Annotated in this window: 16 protein-coding genes and 1 riboswitch; of the genes, 4 read left to right on the top strand and 12 right to left on the bottom strand. The window is 32.8% G+C overall.

Annotated elements, in window-relative coordinates:
• Nucleotides 1-39: 39 nt before the first annotated feature.
• On the bottom strand, nucleotides 40-3,747 hold the full coding sequence (locus IF125_RS04530) for a phosphoribosylformylglycinamidine synthase (protein ID WP_225541672.1): 3,708 nt from the start codon (nucleotides 3,745-3,747) through the stop codon (nucleotides 40-42).
• A 104-nt stretch (nucleotides 3,748-3,851) separates the two neighbouring features.
• A riboswitch (purine riboswitch) is annotated at nucleotides 3,852-3,950 on the bottom strand.
• A 162-nt stretch (nucleotides 3,951-4,112) separates the two neighbouring features.
• Nucleotides 4,113-5,354 carry a glycosyltransferase gene (locus IF125_RS04525; protein WP_171622004.1) on the bottom strand — a complete coding sequence of 414 codons (1,242 nt, stop codon included), beginning with the start codon at nucleotides 5,352-5,354 and terminating at the stop codon, nucleotides 4,113-4,115.
• 104 nt (nucleotides 5,355-5,458) lie between these two features.
• Between IF125_RS04525 and IF125_RS04520 the strand changes: the two genes are divergently transcribed.
• Nucleotides 5,459-5,860 carry a hypothetical protein gene (locus IF125_RS04520; protein WP_225541671.1) on the top strand — a complete coding sequence of 134 codons (402 nt, stop codon included), beginning with the start codon at nucleotides 5,459-5,461 and terminating at the stop codon, nucleotides 5,858-5,860.
• Nucleotides 5,861-5,959: 99 nt separating this feature from the next.
• Nucleotides 5,960-6,541 (top strand): tRNA-(ms[2]io[6]A)-hydroxylase, encoded by a 582-nt coding sequence (miaE, locus tag IF125_RS04515; protein WP_171622006.1) that lies wholly within the window; start codon nucleotides 5,960-5,962, stop codon nucleotides 6,539-6,541.
• A 37-nt stretch (nucleotides 6,542-6,578) separates the two neighbouring features.
• Here miaE and arsB read toward each other — a convergent pair whose 3' ends face one another.
• The 10 genes from arsB to IF125_RS04465 all read right to left on the bottom strand — a co-directional run bounded on the left by arsB (nucleotide 6,579) and on the right by IF125_RS04465 (nucleotide 15,955).
• Nucleotides 6,579-7,610, bottom strand: a complete 1,032-nt coding sequence (gene arsB, locus IF125_RS04510) for an ACR3 family arsenite efflux transporter (RefSeq protein WP_225541670.1) — start codon at nucleotides 7,608-7,610, stop codon at nucleotides 6,579-6,581.
• Nucleotides 7,611-7,612: 2 nt separating this feature from the next.
• Entirely contained in the window at nucleotides 7,613-8,224 is a 612-nt protein-coding gene (locus IF125_RS04505; protein WP_225541669.1) for a low molecular weight phosphatase family protein, read from the bottom strand.
• Nucleotides 8,225-8,228: 4 nt separating this feature from the next.
• A complete protein-coding gene (locus IF125_RS04500) occupies nucleotides 8,229-9,299 on the bottom strand; it encodes an ArsO family NAD(P)H-dependent flavin-containing monooxygenase (RefSeq protein ID WP_225541668.1) in 1,071 nt (356 codons plus the stop codon).
• Nucleotides 9,300-9,331: 32 nt separating this feature from the next.
• Nucleotides 9,332-9,796, bottom strand: coding sequence for a DUF6428 family protein (locus IF125_RS04495; protein WP_225541667.1), 465 nt, complete (start codon nucleotides 9,794-9,796; stop codon nucleotides 9,332-9,334).
• A gap of 93 nt (nucleotides 9,797-9,889) precedes the next feature.
• Nucleotides 9,890-10,219 carry an ArsR/SmtB family transcription factor gene (locus tag IF125_RS04490; RefSeq protein WP_225541666.1) on the bottom strand — a complete coding sequence of 110 codons (330 nt, stop codon included), beginning with the start codon at nucleotides 10,217-10,219 and terminating at the stop codon, nucleotides 9,890-9,892.
• A 144-nt stretch (nucleotides 10,220-10,363) separates the two neighbouring features.
• Nucleotides 10,364-12,064: a ribonucleoside-diphosphate reductase subunit alpha gene (locus tag IF125_RS04485; RefSeq protein ID WP_171622012.1), complete on the bottom strand. Its 1,701-nt coding sequence runs from the start codon at nucleotides 12,062-12,064 to the stop codon at nucleotides 10,364-10,366.
• A 74-nt stretch (nucleotides 12,065-12,138) separates the two neighbouring features.
• Complete coding sequence (locus IF125_RS04480) at nucleotides 12,139-13,098, bottom strand: ribonucleotide-diphosphate reductase subunit beta (protein WP_225541665.1); 960 nt, start codon at nucleotides 13,096-13,098, stop codon at nucleotides 12,139-12,141.
• 385 nt (nucleotides 13,099-13,483) lie between these two features.
• On the bottom strand, nucleotides 13,484-15,055 hold the full coding sequence (gene rny / locus IF125_RS04475; RefSeq protein WP_171622014.1) for a ribonuclease Y: 1,572 nt from the start codon (nucleotides 15,053-15,055) through the stop codon (nucleotides 13,484-13,486).
• Between the two features lie 255 nt (nucleotides 15,056-15,310).
• Nucleotides 15,311-15,601, bottom strand: coding sequence for a cell division protein ZapA (locus tag IF125_RS04470; RefSeq protein ID WP_171622015.1), 291 nt, complete (start codon nucleotides 15,599-15,601; stop codon nucleotides 15,311-15,313).
• A gap of 9 nt (nucleotides 15,602-15,610) precedes the next feature.
• The gene (locus IF125_RS04465; protein ID WP_225541664.1) at nucleotides 15,611-15,955 is read right to left on the bottom strand and encodes a hypothetical protein; all 345 of its coding nucleotides are present in this window, start codon (nucleotides 15,953-15,955) and stop codon (nucleotides 15,611-15,613) included.
• Nucleotides 15,956-16,324: 369 nt separating this feature from the next.
• Here IF125_RS04465 and IF125_RS04460 point away from each other — a divergent pair, with 369 nt between their 5' ends.
• Together IF125_RS04460 and IF125_RS04455 are read left to right on the top strand one after the other, a co-directional pair.
• Entirely contained in the window at nucleotides 16,325-18,016 is a 1,692-nt protein-coding gene (locus IF125_RS04460; RefSeq protein ID WP_225541663.1) for a M23 family metallopeptidase, read from the top strand.
• Entirely contained in the window at nucleotides 17,964-20,402 is a 2,439-nt protein-coding gene (locus tag IF125_RS04455) for a TonB-dependent receptor (protein ID WP_225541662.1), read from the top strand. The genes IF125_RS04460 and IF125_RS04455 overlap by 53 nt, the downstream gene beginning before the upstream one ends.
• The last annotated feature ends 3 nt before the right edge of the window (nucleotides 20,403-20,405 follow it).

The raw sequence follows: 20,405 nt of genomic DNA, 5'->3' as shown, positions 1-20,405 counted from the left end.
ATATTCTTCATCTAATTTCTAAGATCTCCTATCTATATTCTATCCTTTAAAATACGCTACCGCATTTTTAAAGATATTCATGTATCCATTTCCTGGAATATTTTTGAATAATCCTTCTTCGTAACGCTCTGGATGTCCCATACGTCCATACACTTTTCCACAAGGCGATACAATTCCTTCTACCGCAAACGTAGATCCATTTGGATTATAAGGCATTTGTCCAGCTAATTTTCCTTCTAAATCTACAAACTGAGTAGCGATTTGTCCTTTGTCAATTAACTTTTCTAACTCCTCCTCATTGGCAACAAAACGACCTTCTCCATGTGAAAACGGAATCCAATATTCTTGACCTTCCATTCCTTTTAACCAAGGTGAATGCGATTTATTTACTCTAATTTTTGCCAATTGTGTGATATGTCGACCAATTTCGTTAAACGTTAATGTTGGCGTATTTTCTTCCAAATCTTGAATTTTACCATAAGGCAATAATCCCGATTTTATCAATGCTTGAAAACCATTACAAATTCCTAAAACCAATCCATCGCGCTCTAATAGATTGTGAATTGCATTTTTTATTTTCTCATTACGTAAAACCGTTGCTATAAATTTCCCTGATCCGTCTGGCTCATCAGCAGCTGAGAAACCTCCTGGTATAAAGAAAATATTGGCTTGATTAATTTCTTTCACAAAAGCATCTACCGATTCTTCAACATCTTGTTGTGTTAAATTACGGAAAGGTAAAGTCGAAACAATCGCTCCTTCTCTACGAAACGCTTTTGCTGAATCATATTCTGAATTTGTTCCTGGAAAAATTGGAATAAAAACTTTCGGATTTTCTACTTTATGATCAGCGAAAGCAAAACAAATTTGTTCAGCTTTCAAATCTTTTTCTTCTACAAGCGTTTCAGAAGATGATTTATATGGAAACAATGAATTGAATGTTTCTTTCCACTGTTGTTTCAACTCTTTCAAGTTAATTTCTTCTCCATTAAATTGGAATGAAGCTGAATCATTTGTCTGACCTAAAACATGATAATTTTGAGCAATTTCAGCAGGAATGTTTAATTCTTCTGAATGTTCTATAACAATTGATGCTGGATAATATTTTGCTAAATCTAAATCAGTGTTAATTTCAAATCCAATTTCATTACCAAAAGCCATATTCGCTACAGTTTCGGCGATACCACCAAATTTAACCGTCATCATTGATTTTACATCAGCATTAATTGATCCGATAAAATCAAAAATAGCTTTGGTATTTGCTTCGTCAATTAAATATTCAGCTGTTAAAGTTGGAATAAAAACTGAAAGTTTAGAATTCTTTTCAGCTAACGTTCCTTGTACAATTTTTTCAGCCTTAGAAGGTGCTACTGCAAACGAAATCAATGTTGGTGGCACATCAATATCTTGGTAAGATCCAGACATCGAATCTTTACCTCCAATTGCAGGAATTCCAAATTGTTTTTGTGCTTCTATCGTTCCTAACAAAGCTGCAAATGGTTTTCCCCAACGCGTAGCTTCGTCACGTAATTTCTCAAAATACTCTTGAAAAGTTAAACGGATATCAGCGTAATTTCCTCCTGCTGCAACAATTTTCGTCATCGAATCAATTACCGCAAAATAGGCTCCGTGATAATTTGACCAACGAGAAACAATCGGATTGTAACCAAATGAAGCAATTGAAACTGCATTTGTAAATCCATCTGTCGGAAATTTTTGTACTGAAACATCTTCTGGTGTATCCATTGTTTTTCCACCAAAAGCATTCAAAATAGTAGAACGTCCAACATTATTGTCAAACATTTCTACCATACCTTTTTGCGATGCGTGATTTAACTCTTGCATCATAGCAATAAAAGCTTCTTTACTGAATGCTTTATTCTCAAAAGGATTTGTATATTCTTCGTCCGTAACTTCTATTTTAGCTTGTTTACGAACACCGTTTGTATCTAAAAATTGACGGTCTAATTCAACAATCTTAGTTCCTTTCCAAACTAAAGTCATTTTATCATCTCCCGTTACCTCTGCAACGCAAGTCGCATCAAGGTTTTCTTCTTTTGCTAATGCAATAAATGTGTCTACATCTTTTGCTTCTACCGCAACAGCCATACGTTCCTGAGATTCAGAAATCGCTAATTCTGTTCCGTTTAATCCAGCATATTTTAATGGAACTAAATCTAAGTCAACATTAATTCCGCGTGCAATTTCACCAATTGCAACAGAAACACCTCCTGCTCCGAAATCGTTACATTTTTTGATTAATGCTAAAACTTCTGGATTACGGAATAAACGTTGAATTTTACGCTCAACGATTGCATTTCCTTTTTGAACTTCTGCCGATAAATCGTCTAATTTTAAACCATCATGTGTTTTAGATGAACCTGAAGCTCCACCTACTCCATCACGCCCTGTTGCTCCACCTAATAAAATAATTCGGTCTCCTGCAACTGGTTCTTCACGACGAACATATTCTTTTTTTACAGCTCCAGCTACAAAACCAACTTCCATGCGTTTTGCTTTGTATCCTTCGTCATAAATTTCTTTCACAAAAGTTGTCGCTAAACCAATTTGATTTCCATACGAACTATACCCATTTGCTGCTTCTTTCGAGATTTTACGTTGTGGTAATTTACCTGGTAATGTATCTTCAATTTTTTCTAAAGGATTTGCAGCTCCTGTAATACGCATGGCTTGGAAAACGTAAGAACGTCCACTCAAAGGGTCGCGAATTGCACCTCCAACACATGTAGAAGCTCCTCCAAAAGGCTCAACTTCTGTTGGGTGATTATGTGTTTCGTTTTTAAATTGTAATAACCATTCTTCCTCAACACCTTCTACATCAATTGGTACAACGATAGAACATGCATTGATTTCTTCTGAAACATCAATATTTTTAACCACTCCTGTACGAGAAAGATATTTCCCCATAACAGTTGCTAAATCCATCAAACGAATTGGTTTAGTTGTTCCCAATTCTTGACGAACTTGTTGGTAATAATTGAATGTTTTTTGTAGCGTTTCGTTAAATTTAGAATTAAATTCAACATCTGTAATTTCTGTCTCGAAAGTGGTATGACGACAATGATCAGACCAATAAGTATCTAAAACTTTTAATTCAGTTTCAGTTGGATTACGATCAATAGATTTGAAATAGTCTCGAATAAAAACTAAATCATCCATCTCTAATGATAATCCAAACTGGTTGTAAATATCTTGTAATTTATTTTCGTCAGCAGAAATAAAACCTTCTATAATTGGAACTTCTGTTGCTTCTGGATTCGCAGGTATTTCCATTTTAGAAAGATCTTTCTCACGCGATTCTATTGGATTGATTAAGTAATCTTTTACTTTCTTCAAATCCTCCGCAGACAAATCTTCGTTGAACACATATAATAAACCAGATTTTACGGTTACATTATCAACATTCATCAAAACCAAACATTGTTCCGAAGAATCATCACGTTGATTGTATTGACCCGGTAAAAATTCGGTTGCAAAATAGTTTTTAGTGTGAGGAATGTTTTCAATAATTGCATCTTCCACATACTTGAAAACAACATCTGTCACAGGATCGACAAACACTTTGTTTTGAACCTCTTGCAACTGGCTTTCTTGTATATTAAAAAGATCATAAATAACAAAAACCTTGCACACAATATTAGGTACAAGGTTTCTAAGTTCTATTGTAGTCTTCTGACTGATAACGTCAAAATTCGATTTCTTCTGAATGAAAAGTCTTTGGTTCATTGTATTGTTTGCTGTACTATTTGGTTTATTTTGTTTAAACCATTTGTATCATCTACATCAACAAACAAACTATTTTCTACATTGAGTGGTTCAAGACTCATTTTATAGAAAAAAAATTCATTTGTAGTGGCAAGTATTTATGGTCTGCCGTAGAGACGCTCAACCTTATTATGAGCTATACAAATGTTGTAAACTTTAAAAACTAAATCACCTTTAAAAGTGAATTGCAAAATTAAACATTTTAATTAGTAAAATCAAATCTAAATCAACAATATTTTGTTTAATTTATTTGTTAAATATTTTCATTAAAAATTAACAATGATTATCAATCAGATGTCAATAATTATTCTTGAAACTTCTTTAATTTATTTCAAACTATTTTTATTTTTCTGCTCTATCCAAAGCGACATGTATTTTGTACTTTGATTGTTGTGATGTTGTAAAATCTGTCCCATAAAATTCTGATTTCGATGCGAGATTAGATTAGCTTCTATAGATTTGATTTTATTTGAAAAATCAGCTTCAAACTTATTCTTATTGTAATTTTCGTTCAGAATTAGCTTTCCATTTTGTTGTGCAGTTGTCCATTCATTTTCATTCGTGTAAAGCAACGTTGCTTTTTCCACAAAAGATTCTACATCATCTACCACATAACCATTCCAAGCAAAATCTCCTTTCATTGCTTCTGCTCCAATTGTTGTCGTAACAGAAGGTGTTCCCGTTTGCATTGCATCCACAAATTTCCCCTTTACACCTGCTCCAAAATTAATCGGCGCTAACAAAACTTTGTAAGTAGACATTGTATCTTGCGCATTTTCTGCACGTCCTTTTATAAAAAATCGTTCTTTCGGATTATGCAATTGCAAAACTTTTTGCGACACATAAGCGCCGTAAATGTGCAATTCGGCTTTTGGAAGTTTCTTTCTTAATATAGGCCAAATCTCTTTTTTTAAGGTTTGCACACAATTATAATTCGGTTCGTGAATAAAATTTCCGATGAACATAAAATTTGTTCTCTGCTCAAAATTCTTCCACAAACTAACTTTTGACTCAGTAATTTCTTCTTCTAAAAATGGAAGATAGTACAATACAGTATGATCAATTTTAAATTGATTTTGAAGAATCTCAAGCTCTTTTTTTGATATAATCAAGGATAGATCACAACGTAAAATTGAAGCTATTTCTCGCTTTGCTAAATCGGAAAATAATAATTCAGATGTAAATTCAACACCTTTTTTAATTGCTTCCTGTCTCGCATTTCGAAGAAAATGTAGATCTTCTGTATCCAATATTTTCAAAGCATTTGGACATTCTTTAGCGACACGCCAACCATATTGCTCCTCGATCATAAAGCGATCAAAGACAACAATTTCTGGAGAAAGTTCTCGCACAAAATCATCAAAACTTTCATCATTTAATTGTATTTCAACTTCTTTAATTCCTTTCGAAATCAAATCAAAACTAAAATCTGATTTTGAAGCAGCGCAAGCAAATGTAATTTCAACTTCTGTTTTTAGAAAACAATCTATTAACTGAATCATTCGAGTTCCAGCCGCAGAAGAAGTTGGCTCTGGCCAAACTTGACCAATGATTAAAAGTTTTTTCATCCAACAAAATTAAGCTTTCTGATGCTGATTTGGAATATTAATTAATCCGTCAACGATTTGATATATTTTAATGTAAATTTGTCCTTCAAAAAATTATATAAAAAATGTCTTATCAAGCTGTATTTACAGAATTTTACGAAGAGGTGAAATCAAGTATCAACCAAGGAACTTTTGCTAAACTTACGATGGCCAAAACCATTGGAGACACTGATTTGAAGAACATTTTTGTGCGATTACATCTTTTGGAAGACAATACGTATAATTTTGCTTTTACGTTTCGTTACAAAAGGGAAGAAGTGGAACAATATCACAGCATCGAACAAACGTTTTTAATTTTGAGCTCGTACATCAAAAATCCATTCACGAATGCATTATTGTTCACCACTGAAAAAGATATCATCTTTAAAGTAAACAAAAAAAATGCTGCAAGTTTGACAGAACAAGCACCTACTTTTAAACATGCTTCTGATGTAATGATCGAAATGATTGAGAAAAAAATCGTTTAATCAACTGATTATTTTAACTCAATCTAATTATTTTGGTTAAAAGTTTCGGTTCTTTTATCCTAATTATAATTTGTATTTTTGTAGTTTAATTTTTCGAAAATGCTTGGATTAAAACTTTTAACAGACCCACGTTGGGCTGATATTGCGGAAAGAAATTTAGAAGAAATCTTAACGGATCATGCGTGGTGCGAGCAAAAAGCAGCCACAAATGCGATTACCATGATTGCTTACAATTCTGAACATGATGAATTTATTCAAGAAATGTCTGATATTGCAATCGAAGAAATGCAACATTTCAAAATGGTTGTAGAAATTATCGAACGTCGTGGTTATACATTAGGTCGCGAACGAAAAGATGATTATGTAGGACAATTGATGAAATTTTGTAAAAAAGATGGTTCTCGTAACATGGCATTTGTCGATCGTTTGTTATTTGCAGCGATGATTGAAGCCAGAAGTTGTGAACGTTTTAGAGTATTATCTCAAAATATTAACGACGAAGAATTAGCTACATTTTATTACGATTTGATGGTTTCGGAAGCTAATCATTACACCACTTTCTTAAATTTTGCACGAAAATTATCAACCGATGTTGATGTAGATAAACGTTGGAAAGAATGGTTGGATTTCGAAGGAAAATTGATTCAATCTTATGGAAATAAAGAAGCAATTCACGGATAAAACTTAAAAGACACGAAATTAAATTTCGTGTCTTTTTTTATGGATAATATTTCTTTTTCAACCATAAACTTGCTTTTACCAATAGAATCAAAACAGGAACTTCTACCAAAGGACCAATAACACCAACAAATGCTTGAGGAGAATGAAGTCCAAAAACAGCAATAGAAACAGCAATAGCTAACTCGAAATTATTACCAGTGGCTGTAAATGCGATAGATGCGTTTTTATCATAAGGAATCTTTACAGATTTATTAAGAAAGAAACTCACAAAAAACATCAATACAAAGTAGATAATTAAAGGTATTGCAATTTTTAAAACATCCATTGGTAATTCTAAAATTTGATCTCCTTTTAAACTAAACATTAATACAATTGTAAATAATAATGCATATAATGTTATTGGAGAAATAGCAGGAATAAATTTGTGATGATACCATTCTTTACCTTTAAATTTCATTAAAAAATAGCGACTTAAAAAGCCTGCTAAAAATGGAATTCCTAAATATATGACAACACTTTCTGTAACGTCTTTCATAGAAACGCTGACATTAAAGGTGGCTAATCCTAATTTGTTTGGTAACACATTGATAAAAAGCCATACGAAAAAACTGTACGATAATACTTGAAAAATAGAGTTTAATGCTACCAACATCGCTGTGTATTCTCTATTTGCTTTGGCCAGATCACTCCAAACAATAACCATTGCGATACATCTTGCTAATCCTATCAGAATTAAACCAATCATATAATCAGGTTCGTTTTGTAAGAAAATAATTGCCAAAACAAACATCAAGATTGGCCCAATAATCCAATTGAGTAACAAGGATATCCCAATCACTTTTTTGTCCTTAAATGCAGTTGGAAGCAAAGAATAATCGACTTTTGCTAAAGGCGGATACATCATTAAAATAAGTCCAATTGCTAACGGAATATTTGTTGTGCCTACGGATAAAGCATTGGTAAAATTTGAACTATTCGGAAAAATAACGCCTAAACCAATTCCTAATGCCATTGCAAGGAATATCCAGAGAGTAAGGTATCGGTCTAAGAATTTTAATTTTGGTTGCATTTTTATTTATTGATTTTTGAAAAGACATAAAACATTTCTGTGGCGATTTGCCAACTTCGTTCTGTGTAAACTTTATCTTGTTCTGGAGTGTTATCTGCAATTTTAGGGTCTTCAAAAGTTATCGGAATTCTTCTTTCTGCACCTGCTATAAAAGGGCATCCTTCGTCTGCTTGTGAACAAGTCAGAATGGCTGCAAATTTTGAAACTGGATTGTAAGGACTATCATACTTTTTAGAAAAACCAATAATAGGCAGCGCATTTTCGCCAAACTTAATAGCATAAATTGGATTGTTACTTTCCGCTATTTTTAGAATTTGAAAACCTTGCTGACTTAATGTTTCTGCGATTTTTGGAAATAAAGCCGTTTCTTCTGTACCACCCGAATAACAATTTACATTGGATATATTAAAATGTGCGGCTGCAACTTGAGCCCAAATTTGTGCAAAATGACTTCTACGCGAATTGTGGGTGCAAATGAAATTAAGATTTATTTGCTGTTTTTCATTTATTTTATTTTGAATAAAATCTATCAATGGCTCTAGTAGAATTTTTCGGTCTTCGTTAATTTTTAATAAATGAAAACTTTCTACTGTTTTTTTTATCGCTGGGTACATATTTCTAATTGATTTCAAAATGCTTAGACAAAAAATCTTCAATTTCTATAACTGTTTGTTTTGCAGTCCTGTTCACACCTATTAACGTTGCGGAAGCGTAACCCGACCAATTCCCATACCCAACAAACCACAAGCCTTCAACTTCTAAAGATTTGGTTTCATTGGTTTTAGCCGCTCCTTTCTCATCTGTTTTTACTAAGGATTTTAGGAAAGAAGTATCGTAACCAAAGCCTGTGCACCAAATAATAGCATCAAATTCTTCTTGATTGCCATCATTCCAAATCACTCCTTTTTCGTATAATTCGAGGAATGAGCCATTGGAAATTAAAGCTCCTCTTTCACGAGCTTCTTTTACAGGTGGAACCATTACAATACTACCTAAACTGTACTGTGAAGCGTCAAAAACTTTGCCCTCTAATTCTGCTTTATATTTTGCATTAGCTACTTTAAAAAGATAATATCCATCTACTTCATCTGGTAAAAAATCAGGAGCTTTTTTTGTTGCCCATTTTACTGATGTAATTTTTGAAACTTCAGCGACAATTTGAGCACCTGAATTACCTTCTCCAACAACTAGGGTTTTTAAGCCGTTAAATTTCTCTGGATTTTTATAGTTACTAGAATGAATTTGAATTCCCTTGTATTTTTCTATTCCTTTTGTATGGGGAATAAAAGGATTCCCCCACGTTCCAGTTGCAGAAATAACAGCTTTGGTTTTAAAGAAACTTTGGCGCGTATGAACGTAAAAAATACCATCAACTTTTTTAATTTCAATAACTTCACTATTCCGTTTGATATGAAGTTGATAATGCTTTTCGTACTGTTCTAAATAATCTATAACCTGTTGTTTCGGTGGAAATTTATGTTCTGTTTTTGGCATTATCCATCCAGGCAACGAGCTGTAATCTGCTGGAGAAAAAAGCGTTAAACTATCCCAAGCATGAAGCCAAGCGCCTCCAGGAGTATTTTGTTTATCTAAAATAAGATAATTCAATTTTGCACGTCGTAGATAATAGCCACACGCCAATGCACTTTGACCGCCACCAATAACTATAACATCAAAAATACCCTCCATTTCGTTGATTTTTATTGATTTATTTTACATTCTTAGCAACAACCCGAATTAGGTGTACAACAAGTATTGTTTAGTTCCGACAAATTCACTTTTTGTTTTTGGCTAGGAATTCCACACGCATCTTCGGCTAAACATGCCGTTGTTTTGTTTTTTAAAACAAAAGATTTTCCGTTAAAATCTAAATCAAATTTTCCAATCGTTTCGGCTTGATACTCTACTTCAATTTCAGCATCTTCGATCCCAAGTTTTTCCTCGGATAGTTTGATGATGTTTAACAGTTTACCTGGTTTTAGACGATGTTCGTAATCATCTGCATTCCATAACTGAAAGTTAACTACTTTTTCGTTACGAATGGTTCCGCCACAATCGATAAAGTTTTTTGTAATTTGACCAACTTCTGTTACGTGAAAGTGTTCGGGAACAAAAGTCCCATTTTCTAATTGAAATTCAACATTCTCTAATGTTGGTAGAATTTCTTTAATTTGTTCAAGTGTCATAGCTTATTATTTATAATTTGACTTGTTATGATTAATATTCATTTACTTTTACCATTATCGTAATATTACGATGATAATTAATATAAAAAAGTCTTAACAGCATTGTTTAATGTGAACATCTTGTTTAAAAAATGCATTCAAATCGTTTTGAACATCATTCCAAACTTTTTCATCGATACAATAGCAAACAGACTTTCCTTCGATAGTTCCTTGAATAATTCCAAGTGTTTTAAGCTCCTTTAAATGCTGAGAAATCGTTGCTTGTGCCAAGCCTAATTCATCAACCAAATCATTGCAAATACACGCTTTCTGATTGATAATGTATTGTAAAATAGCAATACGTGCCGGATTTCCAAATACTTTGAACATGAGTGCTAATCTATTTTGTTCGTCTGTAAATATTTCTGATTTTGTAGTTCCCATAGATTAATTTCGTATCGTAATATTACGATAATAAAATAAATCAATCCTCATAAAATTTCATTTTAACTCAACTTTTTGATTAAATAAACTAAAAAAATCCGCTCTTTGAGCGGATTTATGTATTCTATTTTACTATTTTATTTATTAAGCCTCGCAAGAAGAACAAGAAACTAAGTTGGCTACTAATTCTTTTGAAACAGATTGAGAGCGTTGATAATACAATGTTTTTACGCCTAATTGCCAAGCTTCAATCATTAAACGGTTGACTTCTTTTACAGGTAAATCTGGCGGAATGTTAAGATTTAAGGATTGCGATTGATCGATGTATTTTTGGCGAATTGCTGCTTGCTGAACAATTTCTAATTGAGAAATTTCTTTGAATGTTTTGAATACATCTTTTTCCTCTTTTGTCAATTGATCTAAATGCTGTACCGAACCTCCATTTAGCATGATTTCACGCCAAATATCTTCGTTATCGATTCCTTTTTCGCGTAATAATTTTGTTAAATATTTATTTTTACGCATAAAGTTCCCTTTCGATAAACCAGCTTTGTAATAATTAGACGCAAACGGTTCAATTCCTGGAGATGTTTGTCCTAAAATTGCAGAAGAAGAAGTTGTTGGTGCAATTGCACATGTCGTTGTATTACGACGTCCATAACCTTTCAATACTTCTGGTTCTCCATAAATACGTGCTAATTCTTCTGAAGCTTTATCAGCTTTTGATTGTATATGTTTGAATATTTCTGTAGTACGCAATTTTGCCTCCATTCCTTCGAAAGGAATCATATTGCGTTGTAAATAAGAATGCCATCCTAACACACCTAAACCTAAAGCTCTGTGACGTTTTGCAAATCGATTCGCTGAAGCTAAATAATAATTTCCTTCTGTTTTTTCGATGAATTCTTGCAATACAGCATCTAAGAAAAAGATGGCTAAACGAACCGCTTCTGTATCTTTCCATTCGTCGTATAACTCTAAGTTCATAGAAGATAAACAGCAAATAAATGATTCGTCCACAGAAGAAGGCAACATAATTTCTGAGCAAAGATTAGACGCATTAATTGACATTCCTAAATCTTTGTAAACCTGCGGTTTATTTTTATTAACGTTATCTGTAAAGAAAAGATAAGGTAATCCTTTTTCTTGACGAGATTCTAAAACTTTCGCCCAAATTTGACGTTTTTCAACATCTCCATCAATCATTTCTTGCATCCAATAATCTGGCACACAAACACCATAAAATAAATTCTGAATAGGACTCCCTATCGATTTAATTTTTAAGAATTCTTCAATATCATCATGATCGATATCCAAATAAGCTGCAAATGCACCACGACGTGTAGAACCTTGCGAAACAACGTTCATTGCAGAATTGAACAATTCCATAAATGAAACTGCACCACTACTCTTTCCGTTATCTGTGATTGCTGCACCCCGCTCGCGTAATTCTCCGAAATAACCAGAAGTTCCACCACCGATCTTTGTTTGCATGATTACTTCACCTAATTTATGCGTAATACCTTCGATACTATCAGGAATATGAACATTGAAACAAGAAATTGGTAAACCACGCTCCGTTCCCATATTTGCCCAAATTGGAGATGATAAACTCATCCAACCTCTTTCAATCATTTCTTTAAAAGACTCTTGAAGTTCAGGTTTGTATAAACGTTTCGCAGCTGCTGCTGTAATACGATCTATTGCTCCTTCGACTGTTTCGCCTTTCAACAAATAACCTCTATTCAAAATCTGTTCAGATTCGGAGTTTTTCCACCATAATTTTGGTGCTTCTCCGTCAGAAAATATATTTTGAAGGTCGTCGTGCGGTATCGGATTATCCATAGTTTTAGATTTTATTATGATATTATATGAAATAATTTTATTTATAGTTGTGTTTTGATGAATGATTCTTTTGGTTAAAATAAATCCTCTGCTGATATACTCTTATCGTGTTTTGTATAATCTACAGGTCGTTTTGCAAAGAAATCGTCTAAACTACTTGCAAAAACTTCTTCTTCGAACCAAGCCATTGGTTTGTATTGTTCTTGTGAAATATGATATATTTTTTTGTAACCAATTTTCGCAACAGCTTCGTCTATACGATATTTCATGTAATTTAATAAATCTGTTTTTGAGTAATAACCGAATTCTCCTTTTTCGAAAATCCAATCTAACATCATTTCTTCTTGATCAATATAACCACGAACTGCAGTTTCTACCCAGTTTTGATCTAATTCTTCTGGTAACAAACCTTCTTCACGAATTTTATTAATCAAATAAATACCAGCATTTGCATGAATTTGTTCATCTGTAGATGTCCAAGCAATAATATTTGCTGTATTTTTCATTAAACCATCAAAACGTGTAAACGCTAAGATATTTGCAAATTTCGAGAATAGTGAACTATCTTCGATAACCAATGCAAAGAATAATAATTTCTCTACGATTGATTTACTTTCGTCTCGCATAATTTCGCCAACGAACGTATTATAACTTTTGAAAATAGGATTTTGTAATGCAACATTAAACTCATCCAAATATCCATTTACTTCCAAAATACGAGAATATGCTTCACTATGTCTGAATTCACATTCTGCAAAAGTAGCGCCTAACCCATTTAATTCTGGTTTTGGAAAATAATGGTATAAATCTCCCCAAAAACCTTTTACCGTTACTTCAACTTGTGCAATAGATAAGATAGAACGTTTGTGAATTTCACGTTTCACATCATCTAAGTTGGCGTGATAATCTTGGATATCCGAAGTAAAATCAACTTCTCCATGCACCCAATATGCTTTTTGGATTGCCTCAGTGAATGTTAAAATTTCAGGATACTCAAACGGTTTATAGTTTACCCTTTTATCAAAAATAGACATAGTTTTTAGACTTTTTTTAGATTAATAAACTTCAGTAAAAAACGATTTATTTCATTAAAAAAAAACAAAGTTAGTCGTTTAATCTTTTTTAGAAATTTGAACCTCAATAGGGTTACATTTTCGTTTCAGTTACTCATTGATTTTTTCAAAATTAAGATAAGATTTTACAATTAAAAATTTTGTGATCTTAAAAATTAAAAAGATTATCAACAAGTTGTTAATTAATTGATTTACAGTTAGTTGATTTTACGTTTTTATTCGTTATAATTTAATAATTTTTATCGAAACTACAACTAAATTGCTAATTATTTTTCTATAATTCAGCAAAAAAATAGGCAAGCCTTGAAGTAGACTTGCCTAAAAGAATATAATTAAATTCTAAATTTTATCTGGCAATATTCACTGCACGAGTTTCACGAATTACAGTTACACGAACTTGACCTGGATAAGTCATTTCGTTTTGAATTTTATCTGAAATTAAGAAAGATAATTCAGCAGCTTTTGTATCATCAACTTTATCACTTTCTACAATTACACGCAATTCACGCCCGGCTTGTATAGCATATGCTTTTTCAACTCCGTCAAAATTAAGTGCAGTCGCTTCTAAATCTTTTAAACGTTGCATGTACGACTCTACAACTTGACGACGCGCACCTGGGCGAGCTCCAGAGATACTATCCGCAACTTGTACAATTGGCGAAAGCAATGATGTCATTTCAATTTCGTCGTGGTGTGCTCCAATCGCATTAATTACATCTGGATGTTCACCATATTTCTCTGCCCATTGCATCCCCAAAATAGCGTGTGGCAATTCTGATTCTTGCTCCGGTACTTTACCAATATCATGTAACAAACCTGCACGTTTCGCTAATTTAGGATTTAACCCTAATTCTGCAGCTAACGTTCCTGCTAAATTTGCAACCTCACGAGAGTGTTGTAACAAGTTTTGACCGTAAGAAGAACGATATTTCATGCGCCCAACGATACGAACCAAATCTTTATGTAAACCATGAATTCCTAAATCAAGGATCGTTTTCTTACCAACTTCGATGATTTCATCCTCAATTTGTTTAGTTGTTTTTGCAACAACTTCTTCGATACGAGCTGGATGAATACGACCATCGGTTACTAAACGGTGCAAAGATAAACGAGCTATTTCACGTCGAACAGGATCAAAACAAGAAAGGATAATCGCTTCTGGTGTATCGTCTACAATTACCTCAACTCCTGTTGCAGCTTCTATTGCACGAATGTTACGACCTTCACGACCAATAATACGTCCTTTGATTTCGTCAGATTCTATATTAAATACAGACACTGCATTTTCTATTGCTTGTTCCGTTCCGATACGTTGAATAGAAGAAATAACAATCTTACGTGCCTGATTTTTAGCATCTAACTCAGCATCTTCCATAATTTCTTGAATATGCGCTTGAGCTTTTGTTCTCGCTTCATCTTTCAAAACTTCAATCAATTCAGCACGAGCTTCATCAGCAGAATAATTTGATATTTTTTCAAGGATTTCTACTTGTTTTTTGTGCATAGTATCCACTTCCTTTTGCTTAATGTTAAGCTTTTCAGTGCGTGATTGTATATTTCCTTTCTCAGATTTAATCTGATCTTTTTGTTTCTGAATATCTGCTAAGTCCGTTTTGATTCTCTCTTCACGTTCTTTTACTTTAAGCTCAGCATCAGCTACTTTTCTTTCGCGTTGATTAACAACTTCTTCATGTTTAGATTTTAATTCTAAAAATTTTTCTTTTGCTTGAAAAATTTTCTCTTTTTTAATCGCTTCTCCATCTTTTTCAGCATCACTAATCAAATTTTGTGCTTTGCGAGTAGCTTCATCAATCAGTTCTTGATTTTGCTTATCAACTGATTTTTTTGATAAGAAATATCCTACCGCCGCACCTATGATTAATGTAACAATTGCAATAATTATTGTCATTGGTTCCATAGTTTATGTAATGTTTATATATAAAAAAACCTACATTAGTAAAGTATGTTTTGAGTTAACTCCTGTAAACAGGATTTGAGTTAGTCCGTTAGTCAAGTATCCGCTGTCAAATAAATGAACCTATAAAGGTTGCGGCCCGCTTTCCGAACGGTGTTCACTCGGTAACAAAACTAGTGTTGAGTTAACCAAAATAGCTAGAACTAATGTAGGAATATTGTTTATTGGACAGTTTTATAACTGTCAGAACTTCTCTTTTTATTTTACGATTGACTGATCAATCAATTCTAATAACTTCGAAATGCGCTCTGTTGTCATTTCTTCATTATCTTTCACTTGCTTTTTCAGTTTTGCTTCGCGTAAAGCTAATTGAATTGTCACCATTGCAAGTGCGTCTTGTTTGTCAGAAACAGCGTACTTTTGTTCAAATTGTTTCAAAATACTATTTATTTCTTCTGCACAAGAAAGTAACATTTCTTCTTCATCAGAATTAATCGTCATGGGATAATGACGTGAAGCAATTTTTATCTCAATTCGTTGAGTTGACATTCTTTTTTATTAATTATTAGTTTTAATTTGAGCGATGCACGTATCGACTTCTTTGATTAACTTGTTCATTCTTTGCTTCATCATTTTTTTATACTCCTGATTTCCGCTCATTGCATTAACGACTTTTAATCGTTTTACTTCTTCATTTAAATTTAAGTTATTCGCTTGCGAATCTCTCAATTTATTTTTTAATCTGGCATTATCCTCTTTCAAAGAATTGATTTCATTTTGTAATTTTTCCAATTCTTGAATCGAGTTTTCTGCGTCTTTCAATATATCTTTATAATTCCCAAGTTGGCCTAAAACACTTAAAACCTTGTTTTCAAGTTCATTAAATTTTACCATTTTTTCCATCTCCTGAGAATTTCTATTATCCTAGCTTCTATTGCAAAAATAGTATTTTTTTACATCTAATCAATACAAAAACCTAAATATTATCAGTTTTTTTTTATTCATTTGACAAATAGATATTTACTCTCTTATTCTGCTTTATCTATCTGTTTTTATCCACACTTACAGTAAACTTCTAATAACGAAAAATAAAAAATACAAATCATACTTATTTTTTTAATTAATCCTATTCACTTTTACAATTTACAACATTTAAAACTTAATTTTAGAAAAAATTATCTCTAAATAATTTTTAAAAATTCTAAAGATTAATGATGTTTGTAGAAGAATTAGTTTACATTTAACTAATTTGTTAATTATTGAATAGAAAAAATGAACGTGATTAAACCAATTTTACTAAACCTATTACTATGTTCTACTGTTTTTGGACAACGAGCAGAACAACCGAAGGCAGACAGTTATCCCAAAAATATATTTCAGAATCCATTAGAAATCACCAATTATTTATCAGGTAATTTCGGAGAGCTTCGTAGCAATCATTTTCATGCTGGACTTGATATAAAAACACAACAACGAGAAGGTTTAAAAGTAAACGCAATTGGAGACGGTTATATTTCTCGTATCAATGTTTCGCCAACAGGCTACGGAAATGCACTTTATATCGATCATCCAAATGGATACACTTCTGTTTATGCACATTTGAGAGAATTTACACCAGAATTACAAGCTTATGTGCGTAAACAACAATATGCGAAAGAAACCTTTAAAATTGAATTACATCCAAAACCAAATGAAATTCCTGTAAAAGCAGGAGATTTGATTGCTCTTTCAGGAAACTCTGGTAGTTCTGGCGGTCCGCATTTACACTTCGAAATTCGTGATACAAAGACGGAAGAACCAATCAACCCCTTTTATTTTGGTTTTGATATTCCAGACACAAAAAAACCTTCTATTTTAGGAGTATACGCTTACCCAATTAATGGTGAAGTGAATCAAAAAAATAATCGTATCGCTGTAGCAAATGGTGGAACTATTTCAGCTTCAGGAACGATTGGATTTGGTGTAAAAGCTTACGACAAGCACAATGGCGCAGAAAACAATAACGGTGTACATCAAATCAATATTTATGTAAATGATGAACCAATTTACACGTTTACATCAAATCGTTTTTCGTTTGATGAAGCCCGAGCTATAAACAGTACGTGTGACTATGCCGATATTCAAAAAAATAATAGCTGGGTGTATCAAGGATTTGTGAAAGATGGAAATCCTGTGCGAATGTATTCTAATTTGAAAAATAACGGAATTTTAGAACTTGAAGATGGAAAATCGTATAAAGTAAAAATTGATGTGTCTGATTATGCAGGTAATTTATCTTCGCAATCATTTATAGTCAATGGAAAATCGTTTGTAGAAAGTGTAAAAACTCCTGAAACAAATCCAATGTTATGGAACAAAGAAAATCATTTCAAAAATCAAGGAATCGAAATCTTTTTTCCAAAAAATATATTCTACGAAGATTTTGATTTAAGCTACAAATTCTCGAATGGGAAACATTGGGTTGGCGATTATTATATGCCAATTCATCAAACTTATACGCTTGTAATTGAACCAACAGCTGAGATTCCAACTGCACAATTAGACAAAGCTGTCATTGTTCGTGAGTATCAAAAAAGAGGAGTTTGGAAAAAAGATTATTTAACGACAACACTTAAAAACGGAAAGCTGGTTGCAAATCCAAAAGATTTTGGTGTTTTTTCTATTTTAATCGATAATACTAAACCGACAATTACTCCGTTAAATATCAAATCAGGTAGTCAATTTACTCAAGCAAATGGTATTATTCGCTTTACAATAAATGATACACAATCTGGAATAAAAGACTACAAGGCTTATATAGATGGAAAATGGGTATTGGCCGAATATGATCATAAAATTAAACGATTAACAATTAATTTGAATAAAGAACAAATTTCGGTTGGCGACCATCAATTAGAATTAAACGTGAAAGATGAAAAAAACAACACAGCAACGTACTCTACAACATTCAAAAAGATTTCTTAGTACCATAAGTTTATCGCTTTTGGGTGGAATTTTATTTGCGCAAACAGCACAAATTAATGGTAAAGTTGTCGACGAAAATAGAATACCGATTAGCGAAGCCGAAATTATCGTAAATGATCAATCTTATTTTACAGATCAAAATGGTAATTTTAAAATTGATATTCCGTCAAATGAATCGATTATTGTAACATTCAACAACAATGGTTATCATTCTTTTACACAAACTTTTACGATAAAGGATAAAAATAGAAAAGAAATATTTGTTCAATTAGTACCCGATGAAACTAATGCGATTCAATTAGGCGAAGCAACAATTTCATTTCAATCCAATACAAACAAACCTTTGCAAAGCACCGTTTTAAGTGCGGCACAAATGCAACAAGGACCAAGTTTGACGGGCGGAGTTGCTGATTTATTAAAAACGTTGCCATTCGTTAACTCGAATACCGAATTGAGTTCGCAGTACATGGTTCGAGGCGGAAATTATGACGAAAACTTAATTTACATTAACGGAATAGAAGTGTATAAACCTCAACTTATTCGCGCTGGTGAACAAGAAGGATTAGGCTTTGTAAATCCGTCAATGACAGAATTCATCAACTTTTCCGCTGGTGGATGGGAAGCTAAATATGGCGACAAAATGTCATCAGTTTTAGATATAACCTACAAACGTCCTAAAAAATTTGAAGGACAATTAGAAGCAAGTTTAATGGGTGGAAGTTTGACATTAGGTGGAGCTTCTAAAGACAAAAAACTTTCGGCTATTGTTGGTGCACGCTATCAGAATAGAAATTTAATTTTAAACACCTTAAAAGGTGACACCAATTTCAACCCTGAATATTACGATGTACAAGCAAATATCAATTATAAATTAAATGACAAATGGAATGTTGCATTTTTAGGAACCATGTCACGTTCGCGTTACGAAATGTTTCCTACAAAACGTGAAACATATATCAATGCTGTAGATAATCCATTGTTATTAACCGTTTATTACAACGGAAAAGAAGACGACAAATTTGCAACTGAAACGGGAAGTTTATCGTTTACCTATCAACCGAATTCTAAATTAGACTTAGGTTTAGATGTTTTTGCATACCATTCGAAAGAAAGAGAGTATTTTGATATTCAAGGTTCTTATTTTATTTCAGAAGTTGATGCCGATGGTAAAGCAACCTCAACCAATGATGTTGGTTCTCAAATTGACCATGCACGAAATAATTTTGATGCGTTGGTGGCGGGAATTCAACACAAGGGAAAATATAAAATCAATGGAAACAATAATATTGAATGGGGAGCAAAATTTCAACAAGAAGACATTCGCGATTTATTAGGTGAATGGCAAGCAATAGATTCTACGGGATATGTTGTGAATCCGAACCCTAATCAAGGATTAAATTTAAGTTATTATGTCAATTCAAAAAATAATTTAAAAACCAATCGTTTTTCTGGTTACACACAATACACGAGCAAATTCATGTGGAACGATGCAAAAGTATTGTTCAATGCGGGTGTTCGAGCAGCTTATTGGGATTTTAACGAAGAAACAACGGTTTCGCCTCGCGCACAAATTGCGATTAAACCAAATTGGGAAAAAGATATGTTGTTCCGTTTTTCGACAGGTATTTATTATCAACCTCCCTTCTATCGCGAAATTCGTCGTTTAGATGGAAGTTTAAATGACAAAGTAAAATCACAACAATCTATACATTTTATTCTTGGAAACGATTACGAATTCAAGTGGATGAATCGTCCGTTCAAGTTAACATCTGAGGTTTATTATAAAATCTTAAATGATTTGAATCCGTATTATGTGGACAATGTAAGAATTCGTTATACTGCAGACAATAACTCAAAAGGTTATGCTTACGGAGTTGATATGCGTTTATTTGGACAGTTTGTTCCAGGAGTCGATTCATGGTTCTCGGCTTCATACGCGCGTGCTTATCAAAATATAGATGACAAAGGAAATATTCCATTACCAACAGATCCTCGATTCAAATTATCTGCATTTTTCCAAGATTACATGGAGTTTTTACCATCTTTCAAGGTAAATGTTAATTTGATTTATGCATCTGGTTTACCGAACGGAGCTCCTCAATTTGCAGATCCTTACCAATACCAAACAACGTTGACAGATTACAAACGCGTGGACATTGGTTTTGTAAAAGAAATTATCAATCAAAAAGACTTAAAACCATCAAGCGGTACGTTTTGGAGTAATTTCAAAGAAATTTCGATTGGTGTAGATGTTTTCAATGTATTTGACATTAAAAATGAAATCAGTAATTCGTGGATTCGCGATGTGAATTCTAACCGAGTTTATACCATGCCAAATTATTTGACAGGACGTTTCTTTAATGGTAAGATTAATTTTAAGTTTTAAAAA

The sequence above is a fragment of the Empedobacter stercoris genome, assembly GCF_020281205.1.
Classification (GTDB): Bacteria; Bacteroidota; Bacteroidia; order Flavobacteriales; family Weeksellaceae; genus Empedobacter; species Empedobacter stercoris.
The sequence above is the reverse complement of the archived record's forward strand: the minus strand, read 5'-3'. Positions and strand labels throughout refer to the sequence as shown.

Coding starts and splice junctions, on each gene's coding strand:
- IF125_RS04530 (WP_225541672.1), bottom strand. CDS start 3,747: ATGAACCAAAGACTTTTCATTCAGAAGAAATCGAATTTTGACGTTATC.
- IF125_RS04525 (WP_171622004.1), bottom strand. CDS start 5,354: ATGAAAAAACTTTTAATCATTGGTCAAGTTTGGCCAGAGCCAACTTCT.
- IF125_RS04520 (WP_225541671.1), top strand. CDS start 5,459: ATGTCTTATCAAGCTGTATTTACAGAATTTTACGAAGAGGTGAAATCA.
- miaE (WP_171622006.1), top strand. CDS start 5,960: ATGCTTGGATTAAAACTTTTAACAGACCCACGTTGGGCTGATATTGCG.
- arsB (WP_225541670.1), bottom strand. CDS start 7,610: ATGCAACCAAAATTAAAATTCTTAGACCGATACCTTACTCTCTGGATA.
- IF125_RS04505 (WP_225541669.1), bottom strand. CDS start 8,224: ATGTACCCAGCGATAAAAAAAACAGTAGAAAGTTTTCATTTATTAAAA.
- IF125_RS04500 (WP_225541668.1), bottom strand. CDS start 9,299: ATGGAGGGTATTTTTGATGTTATAGTTATTGGTGGCGGTCAAAGTGCA.
- IF125_RS04495 (WP_225541667.1), bottom strand. CDS start 9,796: ATGACACTTGAACAAATTAAAGAAATTCTACCAACATTAGAGAATGTT.
- IF125_RS04490 (WP_225541666.1), bottom strand. CDS start 10,219: ATGGGAACTACAAAATCAGAAATATTTACAGACGAACAAAATAGATTA.
- IF125_RS04485 (WP_171622012.1), bottom strand. CDS start 12,064: ATGGATAATCCGATACCGCACGACGACCTTCAAAATATATTTTCTGAC.
- IF125_RS04480 (WP_225541665.1), bottom strand. CDS start 13,098: ATGTCTATTTTTGATAAAAGGGTAAACTATAAACCGTTTGAGTATCCT.
- rny (WP_171622014.1), bottom strand. CDS start 15,055: ATGGAACCAATGACAATAATTATTGCAATTGTTACATTAATCATAGGT.
- IF125_RS04470 (WP_171622015.1), bottom strand. CDS start 15,601: ATGTCAACTCAACGAATTGAGATAAAAATTGCTTCACGTCATTATCCC.
- IF125_RS04465 (WP_225541664.1), bottom strand. CDS start 15,955: ATGGAAAAAATGGTAAAATTTAATGAACTTGAAAACAAGGTTTTAAGT.
- IF125_RS04460 (WP_225541663.1), top strand. CDS start 16,325: ATGAACGTGATTAAACCAATTTTACTAAACCTATTACTATGTTCTACT.
- IF125_RS04455 (WP_225541662.1), top strand. CDS start 17,964: ATGAAAAAAACAACACAGCAACGTACTCTACAACATTCAAAAAGATTT.